At 61.9% G+C, this 22,461-nt stretch carries 14 protein-coding genes and 3 tRNA genes; 10 read left to right on the top strand and 7 right to left on the bottom strand.

The genetic code is table 11. The features are described from left to right. Positions 1-49: 49 nt before the first annotated feature. Complete coding sequence (locus O3303_RS03765) at positions 50-1,048, top strand: Ppx/GppA phosphatase family protein (protein ID WP_269560729.1); 999 nt, start codon at positions 50-52, stop codon at positions 1,046-1,048. A 168-nt stretch (positions 1,049-1,216) separates the two neighbouring features. Here O3303_RS03765 and ppk1 read toward each other — a convergent pair whose 3' ends face one another. From ppk1 to O3303_RS03730, 7 genes are all read right to left on the bottom strand, one after another. Next, on the bottom strand, positions 1,217-3,520 hold the full coding sequence (gene ppk1, locus O3303_RS03760) for a polyphosphate kinase 1 (RefSeq protein ID WP_269560728.1): 2,304 nt from the start codon (positions 3,518-3,520) through the stop codon (positions 1,217-1,219). 162 nt (positions 3,521-3,682) lie between these two features. Next, on the bottom strand, positions 3,683-5,665 hold the full coding sequence (gyrB, locus tag O3303_RS03755; protein WP_269560727.1) for a DNA topoisomerase (ATP-hydrolyzing) subunit B: 1,983 nt from the start codon (positions 5,663-5,665) through the stop codon (positions 3,683-3,685). 193 nt (positions 5,666-5,858) lie between these two features. Next, a complete protein-coding gene (locus tag O3303_RS03750; protein ID WP_269560726.1) occupies positions 5,859-7,190 on the bottom strand; it encodes a T9SS type A sorting domain-containing protein in 1,332 nt (443 codons plus the stop codon). A 138-nt stretch (positions 7,191-7,328) separates the two neighbouring features. Then, complete coding sequence (locus O3303_RS03745) at positions 7,329-8,021, bottom strand: T9SS type A sorting domain-containing protein (RefSeq protein WP_269560725.1); 693 nt, start codon at positions 8,019-8,021, stop codon at positions 7,329-7,331. Between the two features lie 1,139 nt (positions 8,022-9,160). Continuing rightward, a tRNA-Arg gene (locus O3303_RS03740) sits at positions 9,161-9,234 on the bottom strand. A gap of 47 nt (positions 9,235-9,281) precedes the next feature. Beyond that, positions 9,282-9,358 (bottom strand) — tRNA-Pro (locus O3303_RS03735). A gap of 88 nt (positions 9,359-9,446) precedes the next feature. Further along, positions 9,447-9,534 (bottom strand) — tRNA-Ser (locus tag O3303_RS03730). 297 nt (positions 9,535-9,831) lie between these two features. Here O3303_RS03730 and O3303_RS03725 point away from each other — a divergent pair. From O3303_RS03725 to hutH, 9 genes are all read left to right on the top strand, one after another. Beyond that, complete coding sequence (locus tag O3303_RS03725) at positions 9,832-10,707, top strand: VWA domain-containing protein (RefSeq protein WP_269560724.1); 876 nt, start codon at positions 9,832-9,834, stop codon at positions 10,705-10,707. 17 nt (positions 10,708-10,724) lie between these two features. Continuing rightward, complete coding sequence (locus tag O3303_RS03720; protein ID WP_269560723.1) at positions 10,725-11,696, top strand: tetratricopeptide repeat protein; 972 nt, start codon at positions 10,725-10,727, stop codon at positions 11,694-11,696. A gap of 113 nt (positions 11,697-11,809) precedes the next feature. Next, positions 11,810-12,991 carry an acetyl-CoA C-acyltransferase gene (locus tag O3303_RS03715; protein ID WP_269560722.1) on the top strand — a complete coding sequence of 394 codons (1,182 nt, stop codon included), beginning with the start codon at positions 11,810-11,812 and terminating at the stop codon, positions 12,989-12,991. A 260-nt stretch (positions 12,992-13,251) separates the two neighbouring features. Then, a complete protein-coding gene (locus O3303_RS03710) occupies positions 13,252-14,715 on the top strand; it encodes a toxin-antitoxin system YwqK family antitoxin (protein ID WP_269560721.1) in 1,464 nt (487 codons plus the stop codon). 679 nt (positions 14,716-15,394) lie between these two features. After that, positions 15,395-17,884 (top strand): outer membrane beta-barrel protein, encoded by a 2,490-nt coding sequence (locus O3303_RS03705; protein ID WP_269560720.1) that lies wholly within the window; start codon positions 15,395-15,397, stop codon positions 17,882-17,884. 135 nt (positions 17,885-18,019) lie between these two features. Continuing rightward, entirely contained in the window at positions 18,020-18,463 is a 444-nt protein-coding gene (locus O3303_RS03700; protein ID WP_269560719.1) for a carboxypeptidase regulatory-like domain-containing protein, read from the top strand. A 194-nt stretch (positions 18,464-18,657) separates the two neighbouring features. Further along, the gene (locus O3303_RS03695; protein ID WP_269560718.1) at positions 18,658-19,305 is read left to right on the top strand and encodes a DUF2459 domain-containing protein; all 648 of its coding nucleotides are present in this window, start codon (positions 18,658-18,660) and stop codon (positions 19,303-19,305) included. Positions 19,306-19,354: 49 nt separating this feature from the next. Further along, positions 19,355-20,758, top strand: a complete 1,404-nt coding sequence (gene hisS / locus O3303_RS03690) for a histidine--tRNA ligase (protein WP_269560717.1) — start codon at positions 19,355-19,357, stop codon at positions 20,756-20,758. A 132-nt stretch (positions 20,759-20,890) separates the two neighbouring features. Then, positions 20,891-22,390: a histidine ammonia-lyase gene (hutH, locus tag O3303_RS03685; protein ID WP_269560716.1), complete on the top strand. Its 1,500-nt coding sequence runs from the start codon at positions 20,891-20,893 to the stop codon at positions 22,388-22,390. Positions 22,391-22,461 lie beyond the last annotated feature (71 nt).

Here is a 22,461-nt window from a genome sequence, read left to right as displayed (position 1 = left end):
TTGCTCAAACGGCTATCTTTGCCCTCTCTCCTCGCCAACTCCACTGCCTGTGCAATATCCTCTGCTGAAGCTTGCCGCCATTGATATCGGTTCCAACGCTGTTCGTTGTCAGATTTCAGCAGTTCTCCACTACGGCGACCGATACCGGCTCAAGCGGGTGGAATATGTGCGCTTTCCGCTGCGTCTCGGCGAAGACGTATTTGCCACCGGCACCATCTCGGAGAAGAAGCAGGAGAAGTTCATCAAGTTTCTGCACGCGCTGAAGCTACTGATGGAGGTGCACGACGTGGCGCCCAACCACTATCTGATCTGCGCCACCTCGGCCATGCGCACCGCCACCAACGGCGCCGAGGTAGCGGCCCGCATTCAGCAGGAGCTGGGCATGACGGTGCAGGTGATTGACGGCCAGGCCGAAGCGGCGTACATCAACCGCGTGATTGAGCATTTGCTCGAAGACAAAAAGCACTACCTGCACATCGATGTGGGCGGCGGCAGCACCGAGTTCAACATCTACCACGACCGCCGCAAGGTGGCCTCGCAGTCGTTTGAGATTGGCTCGATTCGGCGCATGCAGCAGGAAGAAAGCGGCCTGGCCAGCACCGACGCCCAGGCCAGCCTGTGGCAGCGCATGGAAGAGTGGGTAAAGGAAAACGGCCGCCGCTACCACGTCACGCGGGCCATCGGCACGGGCGGCAACATCAACAAGCTCTACAGCATGGCCCAGCCGCAGCAGCTCGACAAGTCCGTGACGCGCCGCCGCATTGCGGCCGTGCTGCAGAATCTGACCGACATGAGCATGGACGAGCGGGTGAACGTGGCCATGCTCAACCCCGACCGCGCCGACGTTATCGTGCCGGCCGGCCACATCTACCTGTCGGCCATGGAATGGGCTAATATCAATCAGATGATTGTGCCCGACATCGGCCTGAAAGACGGCATGCTGCAGACGCTGTTCGAAGAGCATTTCGACGAGATTCGTGCCCGCGACGACCACTCCAGCCGCACGCCCATTCCCACCATGCAAAGCCGGCCCACCGAAGTGGAATAGCGGCAGCTTGCAGCACTAGCGGCATACAGTTGCCCGCAATACGCATCAACTTAAATGAAAAGCCCTCCGGCTTCAGGTAATGAACCTGCTGCCGGAGGGCTTTTCATTTAAGTTGATGTGGCGCACAAAACGAAAGCACGGCTTCGCTTCCGCCGGACTGACTAACAGTTAGGCGTTGGTGCGCGCAGCTTCTGCCTTGTCTTCAGCTTCGGCCACGACAATGTATTCCACCGTCTCGGTTTCGGGCTCTTCGGCCGCTAGTTCTTCTTCGGGGCCGCAGGCTTCCACGGGTTCTTCGGCGGCGGCGAGGGCGGCGGCTTCAGCATCCTTGGCGGCCGTCAGCAACACCAGCATGCCATCGGGCGTGGCGTTGGCGAGGCGCTCTTCGTCGCGGCGGTAGAAGTCTTTGTGTACGTTCACAATCACCTCGTCGGGCTGCGGCTGGCGCCGGATGTAAGCGCCGTCCTCGCGCATCACGTAGCTGTTCTGGTTGTCGAGCAGGTTCAGCATCAGAATGCCGATGGCTTCGCGCTTGAGCTGCGGATTCACAATCAGGAACAGCGCCTCGATGCGGCGGTCGAAGGAGCGCACCATCACGTCGGCGGAGCCGGCATAGAGGCGCGGCTGCCCGGCTTGGTGGAAGTAGAACAGGCGCGAGTGCTCCAGCAGGTCACCCACCACGCTGCGCACCTCAATATTCTCGCTCAGATTGATGCGGCCCGGCCGCAGGCAACAGATGCCGCGCACAATCAGGCGGATAGGCACGCCGGCCTTCGAGGCCTTGTACAGTTCATCAATCACCTCCTTGTCTTCCAGAGAGTTGATTTTGATGACAATGCCGCTGGGCAGGCCTTTTTTGGCGTTGCGCGCCTCCTCTCGGATCAGGTGCACCAGCTGCTGGCGCATGTCTTTGGGCGCCGTGATGAGGTACTCATAGTCGTCGGGCTGCGAGTGGCCGGTGATGACGTTGAAGAACTCCGACACGTCGTGGCCATACACGTCGTTGGTCGTGAGCAAACTCACGTCGGTATAGAGCTTACTGGTTTGCTCGTTGTAGTTGCCGGAGCCGATGTGCACGTAGCGCGTCACCTTCTCGCCTTCCTTCCGGATGACCATCAGCATCTTGGTGTGCGTCTTGTACTTGCTCACGCCATAAATGACGAAGCAGCCGGCTTTTTCCAGCCGCGCGCCCTCGCGGATGTTGCGCTCCTCATCAAAGCGGGCCTTTATTTCGAACAGCACCGATACGTGCTTGCCGTTTTCAGCCGCCTTGAGCAGCGCTGCCGTCACGCGGGAATCGTCGGCGAGGCGGTAGATGGTTTGCTTGATACCCAGTACCTGCGGGTCTTCGGCGGCCTGCTCCAGCAGCCGCACCATCGGCTCGATGCTGTTGTAGGGGTGGTGCAGCAGCACGTCGTGGTGCTTGAGGTATTCAAACAGGTTCTCGTCGGCGCCTTCGGGCAGGCTCAGCGGCGCAATCGGGGCGGGCTGGCGGGAGGTTTTGCCGCGGAAGTTGGGGTGCTTCAGAATCTGCAGCAAACCCTTCAGGTCAATCAGCGAATTGATAACGAACACGTTGCCATTATCAATTTTCCAGCGCTCCTTAAGCACGGTCATCAGCAGCGCCGAGGCGTTGGGCTCCACTTCCAGGCGCACCACGCGGCCGCGCTTACGCGTCTTGAGGCCCTGCTGCAGCTCCTTGATAAAGTCGGTATCGATGTCCTCGGATTCTTCCAGCGTGAAGTCGCCGTTGCGCGTGATGCGGAACAGGTCGGCCGACTCGATTTCCACGTTGCGGAACAGCTTGGGCAGGTTGGCCCGCACGATTTCCTCAATCGGCACGAACAGCACTTTTTCCTTGCGCGTGAGCTCAAAGAAGCGCGTCAGGTTTTGCGGAATCTGCACGAATGTGAGCCGCTCCTGCCCTTTCTCAGTTTCCAGGTCGCCGGTACCGGTGCGCGTCACCACGCCCAGAATCAGCATCTGGTTCATCATCAGCGGGAAGCCGTGGTACGAGTCGTACACCATCGGCGTGAGCAGCGGGAAGATGGTGTTTTTGAAGTAGCCGTCGGCCTTTTTCAGCTCCAGCTCCGTCAGCTCATCCATGCGCAGGATGTTGAAGCCGTTCTTTTCGAACTGCGGCTTCAGCTCGTTCAGGTACGTCATCGACTGGTCGTTGACGAAGCGGTGGGCGAAGTCGAGCAGCTTGCGCCGGAAGGGCAGTTCCCGCAGCCCCGAGTAGTCCACCCGCTCCTTGCCGTAGTCGAGGTAGTTGTAGAGCGAGCCGACACGAATCATGAAGAACTCATCCAGATTCGACGAGGTGATGGCCAGGAACCGCAGCCGGTCGAACAGCGGCCGGCCGGCATCCTTGGCCTGGTCGAGCACGCGGTAGTTGAAGCGCAGCCAACTCAGGTCGCGGCTGATGTATTTGCTTTTGCGGATAAGGTCGGCAGACTTGAAGAGTTTCATAACAGAAGAAAGGCATCCAGAAGGCAGTACGGCAAGATACACGCTAGTGCCGGACCTTCTGCAGCGCTTTTAATAAATGTAGCTGCTTCTACGTGGTTTGCTGGTTGGCAGACATCCATAAAAAAGCCCGCTTACTCAGCGGGCTTTTTTATTCTCAGAACGTTACACGTCCAGCTTGGCGTACTTGGCGTTTTTCTCGATGAAGTCGCGGCGGGGGGCTACTTCGTCGCCCATCAGCATGGAGAAGAGGTGGTCGGCTTCCACACCGGAGTCCACATCCACGCGCTTCAGGGAGCGGGTGGCGGGCTGCATGGTGGTGGTCCAGAGCTGCTCGGCGTTCATTTCGCCGAGACCTTTGTAGCGCTGCACGTTCACCGTTTCGGGCTTGCCGCGGCCCAGTTCCTCCTGGGCGTTCATGCGGTCCTCTTCGGTCCAGCAGTAGCGCTCTTCCTTGCCGCGCTTCACCAGATACAGCGGCGGCAGCGCAATGTAGATGTAGCCTTTCTCGATCAGCTCCGGCATGTAGCGGAAGAAGAACGTCAGGATCAGCGTCCGGATGTGCGAGCCGTCGATGTCAGCATCGGTCATGATGATGACCTTGTGGTAGCGCAGCTTGTCGAGGTTCAGCGAGCGGGTAGTGCTGCCGTCGTCTTCGTCGGTCTTCTTTTCGAAGCTCACGCCGAGGGCCGTAATCATGTTCCGAATTTCCTCGTTTTCGTAGATACGGTGCTCCTGCGCCTTCTCCACGTTCAGGATCTTGCCGCGCAGCGGCAGAATCGCCTGGAACGCGCGGTTGCGGCCCTGCTTGGCCGTGCCACCGGCCGAGTCACCTTCCACCAGATACAGCTCGCAGATGGCGGGGTCCGATTCCGAGCAGTCGGCCAGCTTGCCCGGCAGCGAGTTGGAGCCCAGCACCGACTTACGCTGCACCATTTCGCGGGCCTTTTTGGCGGCCACGCGGGCCTTGGCGGCCAGAATCACCTTCTCCACGATAACGCGGGCCTCCTTGGGGTTTTCCTCCAGATATTGGTTGAGAATCTCGCCCACTACCTGGTTCACCGCGCCGCTCACTTCGGAGTTGCCCAGCTTGCCCTTGGTCTGGCCTTCGAACTTGGGCTCAGCCACCTTCACCGAAATAACGGCGGTGAGGCCTTCGCGGAAGTCGTCGCCCTGAATCTCAATCTTGGCCTTGGCCACCTCGCCCGATTTCTCGGCGTAGGCTTTCAGCACCCGCGTTATGGCCGAGCGGAAGCCCGCCACGTGCGTGCCACCCTCGTGGGTATTGATATTGTTGACGTAGGAGAAGATGTGCTCCTGGTACGAGTCGTTGTACTGGAACGCCACTTCCACCGGAATACCGCGCTCCGTAGCCACGTACACAGGCTTGGTCATGAGCACGGTGCGGCTGCTGTCGAGATACTGCACGTACTCGGCCACGCCGCCTTCCGAGTAAAACTCGGTGCGCTGCGGCTGCCCGTCAGCACCAACGCCCTGCTCACGCAGGTCGGTGAGGATGATGCGGATGCCGCGGTTGAGGTAGGCCAACTCCCGCAAACGGGTGGAAATCCGCTCGTAGGAGTACTCCAGCGTTTCGTCGAAGATGGTTTCATCGGGCTGAAACCACACGTAGGTACCGCGGCCGTCAGCAGGCCCGATTTCGCGCACGTCGTACTGGGGCACCCCGATGGTGTATTCCTGCTCGTACATGCGGCCGTCGCGCTGCACCTTCACGTGGGTGTGGGTGCTGAGCGCATTCACGCAGGACACGCCCACGCCATGCAAACCGCCGGAAGTCTTGTAGCTATTCTTATCAAACTTGCCGCCGGCGTGCAGCACGGTCAGGGCAATTTCGAGGGCTGATTTGCCGAATTTCTGGTTGATGCCAACGGGGATTCCGCGGCCGTTGTCTTGGACCGAGATGGCGTTACCGGGGTGGATACTCACCTCGATTCGGTCGCACTGGCCGGCCAGCGCTTCATCGATAGAGTTATCGACCACTTCCCACACCAAGTGGTGCAGGCCCTTGGCGCCAGTGTCGCCGATGTACATGGAAGGACGCTTGCGTACCGCTTCGAGCCCTTCGAGTACCTGAATGCTATCCGCGGAATAGTCCGAGGCACCGATTATCTCTTGTGTTTCGCTCATGTTTCGGGCGTAAGTTCAGCTAGGATGCTATCCTACAAAAGTACCGAAAATATCCCGTTTTTGCTAGCGCCAGCCCCGAATAAGCCTGCCGGACAGCTGGCTAAAACCCCGCCTCCGGCAGCCCCGAAAAAGGCCTATTCCGCTAAGCAGAACAGGCCTTTGAATAATCCGATATTGTTGACGTGCCGGGCGTTTAGCGCACTACCAGCTTCTGGCGCACCAGGCCGTCGGGAGTGGTCAGTTCCAGCACGTACACGCCCGCTGTTTGCTGGCTCAGATCCAGCGCCAGCGGGGCCAGGGCGGGCGAGGTCCAGGTTTGGGCCAGCACAGTACGGCCCAGGCCGTCGAGCACGCGGGCCGGAGTGGCGGCCTTCAGGCCGGCGGCCCGCACCAGAAAGCGGCCATCGGGCGCCGGGTTGGGGAAGGCACTAATGCCCAGCCGCGCCGCCAGCGCCGCGTTGGTGGCCAGCGTAATGCCCGTGTACTTGTTCATGCCGTTGCCGCCGTCGGCGTCGCCGTTGGCATCTACCCGCAGCCCACCCGACCAGCCCACGCTCGGGCTGACGAAGTCCACCAGCACATGATTGACGGTGGACTCAATAGCCACCCAGGTCTGACCGTCGTCGGTGGAGTAGGATGAACCGGGACCATAAGCGCCAAACCCCGTGGACACGTAGGTGCGGGTGCCGGGCACGTTGTCGAGGCCGATAGTATGCACGGGGCCGGTGGGGCTGATGCGGGCCCAGGTGGCGCCCCCATCCGTCGTACGAACGTAGTTGCCGTCCTCATCCAATGCCAGGCCGTTGAGTGCATCGCGGAACGCCACAGCCTCCAGAAATTCCAGCCCGGTGGCAGCCACGGTCCAGGTCAGGCCGCGGTCGGTGGAACGCAGGATCCGGCCCTCATCCGTTCCGACCCAGATGCTGTTGCCGGCCTGCGCTATCACCGGGATACCCGGCACCAAATCCTCCACCCCCTGCGCCTGAGGAGCATTGGCGGCCGGAATGGTCGTCCAGGTAGCGCCGGCGTTGGTGGTGGTATAGATTTCAAATCGGCCATTGTTGGGGTTGCCTACGGCCACCCCGTTCAGCGCGTCAAAGAAGCGCACTACAGTCGGAAAGCTGTTGTTGCCGGCGAACTGGGTAGCCGTGGTCTGGGTGACCCAGTTCGCACCGCCGTCGGTGGTGCGCAGAATGCGGCCGGGCCCTACGAAATCTGCTGCCACCGTCACCCAAGCCGTAGTGGCGCTCTGGGCATAGATGCCGGTTACGAGGTCGTTGGGCGTCAGACCCGGAATGGCCGTAGTGGTCCAGGTGGTGCCGCCATTGATGGTGCGGCTGAACAGCTGGCTATAAAACTCTTCTCCCCCAGCTACAGTGGTCCAGGCCACGTTGGCGTCGACGGCCGAAATGGCCAGATTAACGTGGTCAGGAGTGGAATTGGTAACGGGTTGGTTTACCCATTGCGCCTGGGCAGTGGCGCCCACGGCAAGAAATGCGGACAGGAATAGTAATTGTTTGTGCATGATAAAAGAAGAAAGTGAAGGAAGTTGACGATAAGAGCGCAAGGATATAAAAATGGTTGGTTGGCGGCACGTAAATAGCAAAAAAAGCCCCCATTCGACGTGAATGAGGGCTTTTTGGTAAGCGTATGTCGCTAGATGCTATTCCACCACCAGCTTCTGCTGCGCTACACCTGCTTCGGTGCGCAGCTCCAGCGTGTAGATGCCGGCCTTCTCGCTGCTCAGGTCTACCGTGGTAGATTTAGCGGCTACGGCCGTGGCATTCAGCGTCTGAGTAGTAACCTGGCGGCCTACCACATCAAATACGCGTACCGTAGCACCCGATTTCAAGCCCGAAGCGAGCTGTACCGTGAATACACCAGTTGAGCTAGGGTTAGGATAGACGGCCAGCGCCTGCTGCAGTTCGGCGTTGCGGTTAGCCAGGATATTGCTACCCGTGTACTTACCGATGCCACCGCCGCCGGCAGGAGCCGTGAAGCCACCAGCCCAGCCCACCGTGCCAGAGGCAAAGCTAACCGACAGATACTGCGCCCGGTTGTCGATTGTCGCCCAGGTAGCGCCATTGTCGCGGCTGATGGACGTACCGATATCAGTAGCAGTAGGTGCTGCCACACGCGCATCAAGACCAACTGCCACGTACGTGTTGCTGCCGGGAATTGCCGTTACGTCGGAGTCACGGAAAGGCGTGGTGTATGTCTGGGTTGCCCATGAGGTACCGCCGTTGGTCGATACGCTCAGATTCTCGGCATTCCACATGAGGCCGTTGGTAGCATTGGAGAATACCACGCCCGACACCCGGTTGGAGATATTGCTGTTAGAGGAAGTCCAGTTCAAGCCACGGTCAGTTGATTTGAATACGCGAGCCGGCGACGTGATAGTTTCCGGATCGTACAATGAGGTGAACCAAATTGTATTACCTACGACACTATACTGGTTGGTTACCCCATACTCGTTGCCATTGCTGGTCAGGCCCGCAGTACGGTCAACACGTGTCCAAGTGGTACCACCGTTAGTAGTGGTATACACTTCAAAAAATTTGGTCGAAGCAGCAGCAGTCCTGTTAGGGTCACCCATGCAGACTCCGTTATTAGCATCCCAGAAATACACCCAGTTAGCAAAGCCATCCGGCGCCGTAAACTGGCGTGCCCCGGAAGCAGAAGGGTCAGTTTGGGCCACCCAGGTAGTACCCCCGTTCGTAGTTTTAGCGATTACACCACCCCCGCTAGGACCATACATAGCCGTCCAGGCAGTAGTGCTGTTGAGGGCAAAAAGATTACCCGCATTATAGCCGGTAAAGTTTGGGACTGCAATTGAGCCACCTTGCCAGGTAGTACCACCGTTAGAAGTCCGCAAATACGTGTTGGCATCGATGCTGGTACCAGCTGCACTCAACGTGCCAGACAACCCCCAAGCTGTATTGGCATCAATGGCCTGAATACCTACAATACGATAATCAGCAGGCAGATTGGAATTTTGTGCGGTAAAGGAAGTGATAGCCGGGGTGCCCTGGCTATAGCCCTGTAGGCCTAGACCTAACAGAAATGAAATGCCGAGTAATGTTTTCTTCATGGTGCGGTGGTGTTGGAGTTGAGAATATGAGAAAAACAGAAGTTTTCGCAGCTCAATGTAACGGTTTTCCTGTAATCCGGCCAACTCCAACGCAGTATGCTTCCATTTCACCCTTTTAGCGCTACATACACCTAATACCTCTGCTTACCGTTTATCACCACTACCAGCCGGTGCTACTCAACATTACGAGATGCTGCAGGCAGCGACATACACAACCAACAGCCATCAATTATCTAAAGCTGCAGTATCCCGTGGAACGTACTGCAATGGCCAATATGCGGAGTAAAAGGCTCCTATTTGTACCGGATATTTCATCCGTCTGAAAGCAATGGAGCACTGCGCATCATAAAGAACGCAAACAAAAAAGCCACTCAGCTATTAAGCTAAGTGGCTCATTATCAACGTGGCCCCGATGTGATTCGAACACATGACCGGCTGCTTAGAAGGCAGCTGCTCTATCCAGCTGAGCTACGGGGTCAAAAACAAATAGCCGCCCGCCCCAGAGGTGGGCTGACGGCTATTCGATGGTCGGGGTGGCAGGATTCGAACCTGCGGCCTCCTGCTCCCAAAGCAGGCGCGATACCGGGCTACGCTACACCCCGAAAAAAGAATGAGGAACTGAGAGTGTGAGATTTGCATCTCGAGAGCAATTGGTATTGCCTGTTCTCAATTCCTCATCTTAAAGAATTGTGGAGAGGGGGGGATTCGAACCCCCGGTAACCTTTAGAGCTACGGCAGTTTAGCAAACTACTGGTTTAAGCCACTCACCCACCTCTCCATTGGTGGTCCCTTCCGGTTGAAGAGTGTGCAAATATACTAGGAGAACCGATAAACACCCCTTTTTCAAAAAAAATATCTTCAACTTGATGAGGCCAACGCCTACCTATCGGGCTGCGCTAACGGCTATCTTTGCCCACCACTACCTCACCCGTCGCGGCGCTTTTCGCATGATTTTCATTTCGTTGCCCACTCTTCTGACATGTTAAACTGGGCTTATTCTGTGTCGTGGAAAGAGGTGGCGGCGCTCAGTATTTTTTTTGCGCTTTACCTCGGATTTATTTTCCGAACCCGTCGATTGGCAGCTCCGTTTGCCCAGAAGGGCTGGCGACTGGGCTGGAAACTGACACTTCGTTTCCTGTACATAGGCTTGCTGGGTGCGGCCTTGCTGGGCCCGGCTTATGGCCTCACCCGGCAGCCCGTGCGCACCACCGGAAAAGATGTCTGGCTGCTCGTCGACCTGTCGCGGTCCATGGATGCCCCGGATATAGCGCCGACCCGCCTGCAGAAAGCCAAAGCGGAGCTGGCTCAGCTGGCCAGCCGCTTTCAGGCCGACCGCATCGGGCTGATTGTGTTTGCGGCGGAAGCCTACGTGCAATGCCCCCTGACCTACGACCAGAGCGCGCTGCAACTGTTCCTGAGCACCCTGCAAACCAACCTAGTGCCGGGAGGCACCACCGACCTGACGCCCCCGCTGGAACTGGTGCTGGCGCGCCTCAATAAGCTGCCAGCGGCTACCTCCCCGCGCGCCACAGCCCTGGTCCTCGTCAGCGACGGAGAGGATTTTGGGGACAACCTGGAGCCTACCCTGCGGCTGCTGGCCCGCTCCGGCGTGCGGCTGTTTGCGCTGGGGGTTGGCACGCTCGATGGCTCCCGGCTACCCCGCGAAAAAGGCGGTTTCGTGCGCGACGCCCGGGGCCGCGACGCAGTGAGCCGCCTCTCGCCTGCCCCACTGCAACGGCTGGCCGAGCAGACCGGCGGGCGGTACTTTGAGCTATCCGACCGGCGCGACGAGTTTTCATTGCTGGTGAATGCGCTCAACCGGCTGGAAGGCCAGACTGAGCAAGTGCGCACCGTATCCGTGGCCGACAACCGCTACCGCTATCCGCTAGCCCTGGCCCTGGCCCTAATGGCGCTGGACATTCTACTCACCGTTCGCGTAATCAAGTTATGAAGTACGCTGGGGTTCTTTTGCTGACGGTCCTGGGAGGCTGGGGCAGTTTGAATGGCATCCACGACCGGAATGAAGCGGTGCGGCAGGCACAGAGTGCTTACCGGCGCGCCGATTTTGCGCAGGCGGCCCAGCTCTATAGGAAAGCGGTGCAGGAACTCGGGGCCACGGACGAAGCCATTGTGCTCAACCAGGGTCACGCCAGCGCCCGCGCCGGCCAGACAGCCTTAGCCCGCACTGCCTATGGCCAGCTGCTGACCAGTCGCTCGGCGGTGGTGCGTAGCATCGCCCAACAGCAGCTGGCCGTGCTGGCCACCCGCAAAGGCGACTATGCGCAGGCGCTGGGGCTGTTGCGGCAGGCGCTGCAAACCAATCCCGCTAATGCGCTGGCCCGCTACAACTATGAGGTAGTGAGCGACTATCTGCTGCGGCGCGAACAGGACCCCACTATTCCGCCGCCCGCTCCGGCCGAGGCTCCGCCCGGCACCGATGGCCAGCCGGATAAGTCGGCGGGGCCGAGCCCCGCTCCGCAGCTCCGCGCCGGCCAGGACCAGCCGGGCCAGCTCGATGACCCCTCCCGGCCGCAGGACCAGCGCAATCCGGCGCAGCCGCGCCCCGACCAGAACGGCCAGCGCGACCCCAGTCAACCCAGTACCCAGCCCGGCAGCAGCGCCGACGGCAACTTCCGGCCGGGCCAAGGCGCGCAACGCAACGTGGCGCAGGGCAGCCAGCCCGGCAATACCCGTGGCCTCAGCAGCGCCCCCGATGGCCCGAGCGCCGCGGGGGGCGCCAACGGCCAGCCCGGCACCGAAATGGCTGCTCCCGACGAGGCCCAGCTGCAAACCCAGCGCGCCCGCCTGCAGCAGATGAACCTGAGCAGCGGCCAGGCCCGGCAGATTCTGGACGCCCTCAGTGCCGCCGAGCAGCAGTACCTGCAGCAACTGCCGCGCCCGGCCACCACCCGGCCCGACCCCAACAAGCCCACTTGGTAAGCCGGCGCCAGGCGGCACGCACCTGAAACGGGGCTGCTGGTCGCCTGCAGCCCATTCCCTAATCACTCGTACCTTTACCCATAGATTCCAACCACTTCCCCACCCCCTGTTTTATGCAAATCAAAGAAGTAGTAATTGTATCGGCCGTGCGCACGCCCATCGGCTCGTTCGGCGGCAGCCTGGCTTCGCTGTCGGCTATTGAACTGGGCGCCATTGCGCTGAAAGGTGCGCTGGACAAGGCTGGCGTTGATGCCTCCGAAGTGCAGCAGGTGATTATGGGCAACGTTATTTCGGCCAATCTGGGCCAGGCTCCGGCCCGCCAGGCGTCCAAAAAAGCCGGCCTGCCCGATACCGTAGAGTGCACTACCGTAAATAAAGTATGCGCCTCGGGCTCGAAGGCCATCATGTACGCCGCCCAAGCCATCATGCTGGGCCAGGCCGACGTGGTGCTGGCCGGCGGCATGGAAAGCATGTCGAACGTGCCCTATTACCTCGATAAAGCCCGTTTCGGCGCCAAGTACGGCCACGGCCAGATGATTGACGGCCTGATGAAGGACGGCCTCTGGGACCCGTACCACGACTTCGCCATGGGCGTAGCCGCCGACCGCACCGCCACTCACTACGGCATCACGCGTGAGGAGCAGGACGCCTTTGCACAGCAGAGCTACGAGCGGAGCGCCGCCGCTGCTCAGGCCGGCAAGAAAAAAGACGAAATCGTGCCCGTAACCATTACGGTGCGCGGCAAGGAAACCGTTATCAGCGACGACGAGGAGTATACCAAGGCTGATTTTGCCAAGTTTGCCGGCCTCAAGCCCGCGTTCGGCAAGGAAGGCTCCGTGACGGCCGCCAACGCTTCTACCCTCAACGACGGTGCCGCCGCCGTGCTGCTGATGAGCCGCGAGAAGGCCGAGGCCCTGGGCGTGAAGCCGCTGGCCATCGTGCGCGGCTTTGCTGATGCCGAGCAGGCGCCGGAGTGGTTCACCACCACGCCGGCCCTAGCCATTCCGAAGGCCCTTAAGCACGCCGGCCTGGATGCTTCGGAAGTGGATTTCTACGAAATCAACGAGGCTTTCTCGGTGGTTTCGCTGGCCAACAACAAGCTGCTGAACCTGGAAGGCAAAAACGTGAACGTGTACGGCGGAGCCGTGAGCCTGGGCCACCCGCTCGGGGCTTCCGGCGCCCGCATCGTGACGACGCTGCTGAACGTGCTGCAGAACGAAGGCGGCAAAATCGGCGTGACCGGCATCTGCAACGGTGGCGGCGGCGCGAGCAGCATCGTGCTGGAGAAACTCTAAATCACGGATTTAACCGGATTATTCGGATTTCGCGGATTTTACACTCGATTTCCGGAGTAAATCAAGCCCTGCTGCACTGGTTGCGGCAGGGCTTTTGTTTGGTGGGCCGTACGGCATTGCCCTAGTGGCTATCTGTCCGGTGCTAACTTTGACTTCCTTCTTTTGCACCGATGGCGGGAACTACGACGTTGTATCTCACAGCCGCGAATCGTCCATAAAATCCGTGAAATCTGCTCCAATCCGTGCCAATCCGTGATCCTATGAAAAGAATTGCCTTTGCCCTACTCCTGCTCACGGCCGCCACCACGGCCCGGGCCCAGAAGATGCGGCGCTTCACCACCTACTACGACTCGACCAACACCCGCAAGCGCGAAATCTACTCAGCCGTAGTGGCCGGTGATACGGTGATGGAAGGGCCCTACAAGCGGTTTTACCGCTCCGGCAAGCTGGAGGCCCAGACCCGCTACGCCGGCGGCAAGCGCGACTCGGCGTACGTGGAGTTTCACCCCAGCGGCCAGCGCCGACTGGAGGTAACCTACCAGCAGGGCGTGCGCCAGGGGCCGTTCAAAACCTACTACGACAACGGCAAGCCAGCCCAGGAAGGCACCTACGACAACGACCAGCCCACCGGCACACTGCGCTATTATCACCCCAATGGGGAGGTGAAACTGGAAACCACTCTCGCCAACGGCCAGCCCGCCGGCGCGGTGCGCGAGCTGTACCCGTCGGGCAAGCCCAAGGTGGAAATCACCTACCAGAACGGGCAGGCCAACGGCCCGGCCAAAACCTACTACCCCAACGGCCAGCTCCAGAGCGAAGCCACGTACAGCCGCGGCCTGCTGGCCGGCCCCTACAAAACCTACTACGACAACGGCCAGACCGAAACCGAAGTGCTGGCCGATAAGTCGGGCAAGGGCAGCTACCGCAGCTACTACCGCTCCGGCAAGCTCCAGACCGAGGGCAGCTACGTGGCCACCACCTTCGCGGGCCGCGCCGTGAAAAACCCGCTCGGCGACGACCTTACTAAGCAGGCCCGCAGCCTGGCCGGCGGCACCTCCAACCTCGAAGGCCCCGCCAAAGCCTACTACGAAAGCGGTGCTATCAAAAGCAAGATGACCTACCGCCAGGGCGTGCTGACGGGCACGCAGGAGGATTTCTATGAGTCGGGGAAGCCGGAGCAGAAGGTGGAGCACGCCAACCAGGGCCGCGACCGGAAAGTGACGGCCTACTTCGAGGATGGCACCCTGAAGGCCGAGCAGCAGTTCAAGGCCGGGCAGCCGGCCGGGCAGTGGCGCACCTTCCACCCCGGCGGCAAGCAGCCTGCCACCCAGGAAACCTACCTCAACGGACGCCTGGCCGGCGAAAAGCTGAGCTACTCTCCTACCGGCACAGTACTCAGCAAGATGCTCTATGAAAACGGTAAGCCCACCGGCCTGGGCCAGGAGTTTTATGAGTCGGGCAAGCTGAAAGCGGAAACCACCTATGTGAAGGGCCTCAAAACCGGCGCCTTCCGCCAGCTGCGCGAAGATGGCACCCCGGAAACCACTGGCTTCTACCGCAACGGCAAGCAGTCGGGCGTCTGGACCACCTTCGGGCCCGATGGCAAGGCCGTGCAGCAGAAAACCACCTACCGAAACGGCCAGGTAGTGCCCGAAGGCGCAGCCTCGCCCACCGCCCCCAAAGTCCCGGCCGCCAAGCTGCCAGCCAAGGCAAAGCCCCGGTAGTTGCCGGTGGGCCGCTGTGTTTGGCGGCCAGTAATTTCTACCTGATTAATAGCGCCCCGCCGGGCCCGAAACAGCGTGCCAGTAAATGGGCACGCCGCCGGGCCCGGCGGGGCGCCGTGCGTTCGGGCGGGCTCCAGAGCTACCAACCAACGACTTAGGGCGGTGAGGGAAATATTTTTTCAGCCCCAGGCTGCCCTTTGCGCCGGCGGCGCATCTGATTACCTGGATGGCTACAACTGTGGCCTGTTGAGCGGAAATCAACCTTTTCTGGTTGATTGGCAATGAACGGCACTGGTCATCAACCTGCTTATCTGCAACTCCACAACGGCGTAACACAAAAATAATCTATCCAGTACCTTGCGTCGCATAGTACCTTTAGTTACCTTTGGATCATTAAGTAGCAAATCTCTCAGCCGCCTGTGCTGCTCCTGAACCGGAGCCCACCCGCGGCCACCGCCAGACACCTCCGCGCCAGCCGGGCCGGTAGTGAGCAGCTTGCCAGAAACCTACGTTTCCGGCCGTTAGCCTCGTGTTTTGGTTTCTTTGGTACCTCAGGTAAGGCCTGAGCGTCGCCCCTCTTTTTCGTGCCTTTGTCACGGGCAAACAGCCTCCCAGCGGAACCGCGGCCGCCTGGAACGGCTCCCCTTTGCCTAGTTTGTTTTCCAACTCACCACTCCCCATGACCTCCTCTACTTCTTTCAGCCAGGCCCTCAAAGGCCTGGGGTTCCTCGCTATGCTCGCTCCCCTGACCGCAGCAGCCCAACAGCCCTCCGGCGCGGTTTCCGGCACTCTCCTCGATCAAACCAGCGGGCAGCCACTGCCTTTTGCCAACGTGGTGGTGCTGCGGGCCCAAGATTCTACGTTTGTGAGTGGCGCCCAAACCGGCGAAAACGGCACCTTCGAGCTGGCCTCGCTGGGGCTGGGCTCCTACCTGCTGAAGGCCTCGGCCATCGGCTACCAGGGATTTCGCCGGACGGTGGCGCTGAGCAGCGCCGCGCCCATTGTGCGGCTTGGGGCCCTGAAACTGACTCCAACGGCCACGCAGTTGAAAGGCGTGACGGTAACCGGCGAGCGGGCAACCGTGCAGAATGAGCCTGGCAAACGCATCATCAACGTGGAGAAAGACCTAGCCAGCGTGGGCGGTATGGCCACCGATGTGCTGCGCAACGTGCCCTCCGTGGCTGTGGATGCCAACGGCACCGTGAGCTTGCGCGGCTCGTCCAACCTTACGATTCTGATTGACGGCAAGCCCGCCGGCGGCTCCAACGGCAGCCCGGGGTTGCGCCTCGACCAGATTCCCTCGTCACGCATTGCCCGGATTGAGGTTATCACCAACCCTTCGGCCAAGTATGACGCGCAGGGCACCGGCGTGATTAACGTCATCATGAAGAAAAACGGCAAGGACGGCATCAATGGCCAGGCCAGCGTGCTGGGCGGCACCGGCGACAAGTACAACGCCAGCCTCAACCTGAGCCGCCACCACGGCCCGCTCACCGTAAATGCCAGCTACGACCGCCAGGACGAAAACTACCGTGCCCGCACCAGCAGCGACCAGACCGCCCGCGTCGGCTCCGACCTGGTACGCACCAGCCAGACCGGCCGGGGCCTCGAAAACAACCACTCCCACAGCCTGCGCCTGGGCCTTGACTATGAGCTGAATAAGGAGCAAAGCCTGAGTGTGAATGTGTCGCCGACGCTGCAGGGCGAGGTGGACTCCAACAACCTGCTGCTAAGCACCGAGCGGCCTGGTTTGCCGGCTACGTCGCAGCAGGGCACGCAGTTGATGAAGGTGGATGTGCGGGTGCTGGAAAACACGGCCAGCTACCGCCGCACCTGGGCTGCCCACGAAGGCCGCGAGCTGACGGCCACTGCCGGGGCCGTGTTCGTGGAGGCCAAAGTGCCCGTGACGCAGACGCTGAGCGAAGGCGACCTGCGCGGCTGGCGCCAGCAGATGGACGTGAACCTGGGCGTGCAGTTTGCGCAAATCGACTATGTGCACCCGCTGGCCGATGGCAAAGGCAAGCTGGAAACCGGCCTGAAAGCGCAGCGCCAGACCAGCCGCGGCATTGCCGACCTGCTCACCCAATCCAGCGACAATCCCACTGAATACGTGCGCGACCCGGCCCGCTCGCTGGCTTACAACTTCGAGGAATGTGTGCCTGCTGCCTACATCACCGGCCAGCGCCGCTGGGGCAAGGGCTGGAACGCCGAGGGCGGCCTGCGCACCGAGTACACCAACACCAGCGGGGCCGTGGAGGGCGGCGCCGGCAGCTTCCAGCTCGATTACCTGGCCGTGTTCCCGACGGCTAGCCTGAGCAAAAGCCTGGGCCGCGCCGACTCGGCCAGCGGCGGCGAGCAGCCACAGCGCCTGCAGCTCAGCTACGCCCGCCGCCTCGACCGGCCCAACTTTATGCAGCAGTTGGCCGTGCCCCTCTACCAAGATCCGCGCTCCTACCGCCTCGGCAATCCGTCCCTGCGGGCGCAGTTCAGCCACAACCTGGAGCTGGGCCACCAGCTGAGCTTGCCCGGCGGCGCCGAAATCACCACCACGCTCTTCGGCCGCTACACAACCCAGGCCATCCAGCGCCTGCGCTTCGTGGATACGGTGGCCACGCGCCTCAACCCCGCCGCCGGCCTGGTGCTGGCCGAAACCTACCGCAACTCGGGCACTACCACCAACGTGGGCCTGGAAATGACCTGGAGCCAGCCCCTGACGAAGTGGTGGCGCGTGCAGGCCACCGGCTCGGCCTACCGCACCCAGCTGCAAACCAACGCCTCCAACATCGGGGCCCGCCGCGCCCTCATCGGAACCGGCCGCCTCACCCAGAACTTCACGCCGCTGCCGACGCTGGATGTGCAACTCACAGGCTCCTGGGAATCTGCGAAGCTGACGGCCCAGGGCCGCAGTCAGGCCGTGGGGGCCATTGACGTGGCCTTGCGCCAGCGCCTGTGGCAGAACCGCGCCGCCCTCACCTTCCGCGTGTCCGACGTGCTCAACACCAAAGTGTACCGCACTGTCATCGACTCGCCGGAGCTGACTTCCAGCTACTACTCCAAGCCTGAAACCCGCGTGGCCTGGCTGGGCTTCACCTGGTACGTGGGTGCCAGCAAAGCCAAAGCCGGCCGCATTGAAGGCGCCCCCAAAGGCGGTGGCGGCTTCGGCGGCTAGACCTCCGCAGTACTGCAATAAGTTGTCAGTTGGTAGTTGCTCGTTGTCAGCCAACTAACCAATCAAGACTAACAACCGACAACTATCAACTGACAACTATCAACGAACACACGCATTCCAACCTTTCTGAGCATCATGAAAACTTCCTTTTTGAACCGCACCCTTGTTGGCTTCATTTCTTCGCTGGCTGTTCTGCAGCTCTCGGCCCAGGTGCTGGGCCACGGCACCGTCAGCGGCAGCCTGCGCGACGGCGACACCCAGGAGCCCATTCCGTACACCAGCGTGGTAGTGCTGCGCGCCGACAACCACCAGCTGGCCGCTGCCGGCACCACCGATGCCCACGGCGACTTCCAGTTCAAGTACCTGCCGCTGGGCCGCTACATCGTGCAATCGACGGCGCTGGGCTACCAGCCCCTGCAGCCCACGGTAGCGTTCCGGCCTTTGCACAACCGCCAGCAGCTGGGCACGCTCACGCTGCAGTCGTTGCCGAGTCAGCCGGCAGTGGGTGCCCGCCGGGGCGTGGCTCAGCGCAGCAGCAGCCAGCCGACCAACGTGCTGGCGCAGCGCCTGGGCTCCTAGCCTACAAAAAACAGCTACACTAGTCCATCTAGACGATGAAATACGGTAATTAGCTATAGCTATAGTACATTATGCCAGTGGCACCACGGCATACGGAGCAGTGGTGCCACTGGCATGAGAGGTTGGCCAGGATGGATGGCCATTGCGTGCAGGAAGACACGGTCAATCCCAAGTCACCTCCGAACTTGCGGGCTATGTCAGCTGCTTTTACCGCCTTTATCTTGTTGCTGATGACCGGCGCGCTGCTGCCCGTCAACCGCCGGTTCCGGCAGACGCCCGATGGCGTGCCCGTGTTTGTGGTATCCAACGGCACCCACACCGACGTGGTGCTGCCGCTGCAGGAGCCGCGCACCGGCATCAGCTGGCTGCCCCACCTACCCGATTCCACGCTGCGGGCCCGGTTCGGCGGCTACCCCTACGCCGCGTTCGGCTGGGGCAGCGAAGGATTCTATCTGGCCTCCTACGGCCACCAGCTGCCGGGCCCCGGCGTGGTGCTGCGGGCCGTGGTGCCGGGCCCCACGCTCATGCACATGCGGTTTCTGCGCCAGGCCCCGGTGGCTGGGCCCCGCGTGGTGCCGCTGCGCATTTCGGTGGCTCAATACCAGGCGCTGGCCGCTCAGGTGGCCGCCTCGTTTCAGGCCGACAGCCTGCAGCACTATCAGCTGCGCAACGCTGCCGGCTACACGCCCACCGACTTCTTCTTCCGGGCCACCGGCCGCTACCACGCCCTGCGCACCTGCAACGACTGGACGGTGCGCAGCCTGCGCCGGGCTGGGCTGCGGGTGCCGCTGAAGTCGCCGCTGGCGGCGCCGGTGCTGATGCAGGCGCGGCGGGCGCGCTAAGCGGGCGCCCATTTGCTTACCTTCGCGCCATCAATCCGCCCCGTTTCTGATGAGCGTTCAAAAACCCAGCATTCCCCGCGGTACCCGCGACTTTGGCCCGGCCGTAGTGGCCCGCCGCAACTATATTTTCGGCGTTATTCGCCGTGTGTTCGAGAAGTTCGGCTACGCGCCGCTCGAAACACCGACCCTGGAAAACCTGTCGGTGCTGACCGGCAAATACGGCGACGAAGGCGACCAGCTGCTGTTTAAAGTCCTGAACTCCGGCGACTTCGCCAAGGACGTGACGGCCGACGACCTCGGGGCCGATAATCGCAGCAAGCGCCTGCTGCCCAAAGTGGCCGAGAAAGGGTTGCGCTACGACCTCACAGTGCCCTTCGCGCGCTACGTGGTGATGAACCGCGGCACGCTCACGTTCCCGTTCAAGCGCTACCAGATCCAGCCCGTGTGGCGCGCCGACCGGCCCCAGCGCGGCCGCTACCGCGAGTTTTACCAGTGCGACGCCGACGTGGTGGGCACCGACTCGCTGCTCTGCGAGGCTGAAATCGTGCTGATGATGAGCGAGGTGCTGACCACGCTGGGCCTCACCGACCACACCATCAAAATCAACCACCGCCGCGTGCTGGGCGCGTTCTATCAGGCGCTGGGCGGCGAGGGCACCGAAACCGACCTGTTCGTGGCCATCGACAAGCTCGACAAGATCGGGCGCGAAGGCGTGGAAAAGGAGCTGGCCGAGCGCAACTTCTCGGCGACGGCCATTGAGCGGCTATTTGATCTGCTGGGCGTGGAAGGCAGCTTCGAGGAGAAGCTGGAGCGCCTGCTGGCCGGCTTCGTGACGGCCGGCGTGGCGCCCGACAACGCCACCGCCGACGGCTACAAAGGCCTGCAGGACCTGAAGCGCGTGCTAGACTACCTGCGCGGCTTCGGCTTCGAGAAGTGGGACAACCTGGAGTTCGACGTGACGCTGGCCCGCGGCCTGAGCTACTACACGGGCTGCATCTTCGAAATCAAGATCAACAACGTGAACATGGGCAGCGTGAGCGGCGGCGGCCGCTACGACAACCTCACCGGAGCCTTTGGGCTGCCGGGCGTATCGGGCGTGGGCTTCTCGTTCGGCGTCGACCGCCTCTACGACTGCCTGGAGGAGCTGCAGCTGTTCCCGGAGGCAGTAGCCACCACCACCCGCTGCCTGCTCACCAACTTCGACGCCGATAGCGAAACGGCCGTGCTGCCGGTGCTGCGCGCCCTGCGCGAAGCCGGCGTGGCTTCGGAGTTGTTTCCGGAGGCTGGCAAGCTGGGCAAGCAGTTCAAATACGCCGACGCCAAGGGCATTCCCTACGTGCTCATCCAAGGCCCCGAGGAGCGCGCCGCCGGCCTGTTCAAGCTCAAAACCCTGGCCAGCGGCGAGGAGCGCACCGTTTCGCTGGCCGACGTGCTGGCTGAGCTGGCGCAGTAGCCGGGCCAGCCGGAGCATCGTCCAGATCAAAGCCCGTTATGCCCCGCCCGGCATGACGGGCTTTCTTGTTGCGCGGGAAAACCTCACTTTTACTCTCCACCCCAGCCCACCCGCTGCTTTTCGCCACCCATCATGCCCGACGACTACGTTCTTTCGCCCGCCACCCACCTCGACCTCGCCACCCTCGACCAGCTGCTGCGCACCAAGGCCCGCGTGATGCTCGGCGACGACGCCCGCCAGCGCATCGACACGTGCCACCAGTACCTGCGCAACCGTCTGGAGCGCACGCCGGAGGCCGTGGTGTACGGCATCAATACCGGCTTCGGCGCTTTGTGCGGCCAGGTTATTGCCCCCGAACAGCGCCAGCAGCTGCAAACCAATCTGCTCATGTCGCACGCCTGCGGCACGGGCGAGGAGGTGCCGGCCGAGCTGGTCCGCCTGATGCTGCTGCTGAAAGTGCAGAGCCTGAGCTACGGCCACAGCGGCGTGCAGGTGGCCACGGCCCAGCGCCTGCTCGACTTCTACAACCGCGGCATGCTGCCGGTGGTGTATCAGCAGGGCTCGTTGGGTGCCAGCGGCGACCTGGCCCCGCTGGCGCACCTGTGTTTGCCGCTGCTGAGTTTGGGCGAAGTCAACTATGAAGGCTACCGCCTGGCCGCGGCCGACGCCATGAGCCTGTTCAGCTGGGCGCCGCTCACGCTGGAAGCCAAGGAAGGCCTGGCGCTGCTCAACGGCACCCAGTTTATGCTGGCCTACGCCGTGCACGGGCTGCTGCGGGTGCAGCGCCTGCTGGCCGCCGCCGACGTTATCGGGGCGCTTTCGCTGGAGGCGTTTGATGGGCTGGCCGAGCCGTTTGATGCGCGCCTGCACCAGCTGCGGCCCCACGCCGGGCAGGTGGCGGTGGCGGGCCGCGTGCGGGCGCTGCTGGCCGGCTCCGAGCTGCAGCGCCAGCCCAAAACCGCCGTCCAGGACCCCTACTCGTTCCGGTGCATGCCCCAGGTGCACGGCGCCTCCCGCGACGCCGTGGCCTACGTGCGGCAAACCGCGGAAACCGAGTGCAACGCCGTCACCGACAACCCCACTATCTTCCCCGCCGACGACCTTATCCTGAGCGGCGGCAACTTCCACGGCCAGCCCTTGGCCCTGGCCCTCGACATGCTAGCCATTGCTACGGCCGAAATCGGCAGCATCTCGCACCAGCGCACCACCCAGCTCATTGGCGGGCAGCGCGGGCTGCCGCCGTTTCTGGTGGCCGAGCCTGGCCTGAATTCGGGCCTGATGATTCCGCAGTACACGGCCGCCGGCATCGTGAGCCAGAACAAGCAGCTCTGCACCCCGGCCTCGGTGGACAGCGTGGTGAGCAGCAACGGCCAGGAAGACCACGTGAGCATGGGCGCCAACGCCGCCACCAAGGCCCTGCGCGTGGTGCAGAACGTGGAGCAGCTGCTGGGCATCGAGCTGCTGAATGCCACCCAGGCGCTGGAATTCCGGCGGCCGGCCCGCACCTCTGAGGCGCTGGAACAGGTGGTAGCCGCATTCCGCGAGAAAGTATCCTTCGTGAGCCAGGACCGGGTGCTCTACCCCGACCTGCACGCCGCCGCCGACTTCGTGCGCAGCTACCCGTGGCAGTAGCGCGCTGAGCACGCGGCCAGGTCCGGCGGCGCAGGCGTATGCCGTTTGTGGGTATCTTGGCGTTAGGGTCT

It is taken from the genome of Hymenobacter canadensis, from assembly GCF_027359925.1.
Classification (GTDB): Bacteria; Bacteroidota; Bacteroidia; order Cytophagales; family Hymenobacteraceae; genus Hymenobacter; species Hymenobacter canadensis.
The sequence above is the reverse complement of the archived record's forward strand: the minus strand, read 5'-3'. Positions and strand labels throughout refer to the sequence as shown.

Bases quoted from the DNA above. Each gene is read 5' to 3' on its own strand.
- O3303_RS03715 (WP_269560722.1), top strand. From the start codon at position 11,810: ATGCAAATCAAAGAAGTAGTAATTGTATCGGCCGTGCGCACGCCCATC.
- O3303_RS03750 (WP_269560726.1), bottom strand. From the start codon at position 7,190: ATGCACAAACAATTACTATTCCTGTCCGCATTTCTTGCCGTGGGCGCC.
- O3303_RS03710 (WP_269560721.1), top strand. From the start codon at position 13,252: ATGAAAAGAATTGCCTTTGCCCTACTCCTGCTCACGGCCGCCACCACG.
- O3303_RS03705 (WP_269560720.1), top strand. From the start codon at position 15,395: ATGACCTCCTCTACTTCTTTCAGCCAGGCCCTCAAAGGCCTGGGGTTC.
- O3303_RS03695 (WP_269560718.1), top strand. From the start codon at position 18,658: ATGTCAGCTGCTTTTACCGCCTTTATCTTGTTGCTGATGACCGGCGCG.
- ppk1 (WP_269560728.1), bottom strand. From the start codon at position 3,520: ATGAAACTCTTCAAGTCTGCCGACCTTATCCGCAAAAGCAAATACATC.
- hisS (WP_269560717.1), top strand. From the start codon at position 19,355: ATGAGCGTTCAAAAACCCAGCATTCCCCGCGGTACCCGCGACTTTGGC.
- hutH (WP_269560716.1), top strand. From the start codon at position 20,891: ATGCCCGACGACTACGTTCTTTCGCCCGCCACCCACCTCGACCTCGCC.
- gyrB (WP_269560727.1), bottom strand. From the start codon at position 5,665: ATGAGCGAAACACAAGAGATAATCGGTGCCTCGGACTATTCCGCGGAT.
- O3303_RS03700 (WP_269560719.1), top strand. From the start codon at position 18,020: ATGAAAACTTCCTTTTTGAACCGCACCCTTGTTGGCTTCATTTCTTCG.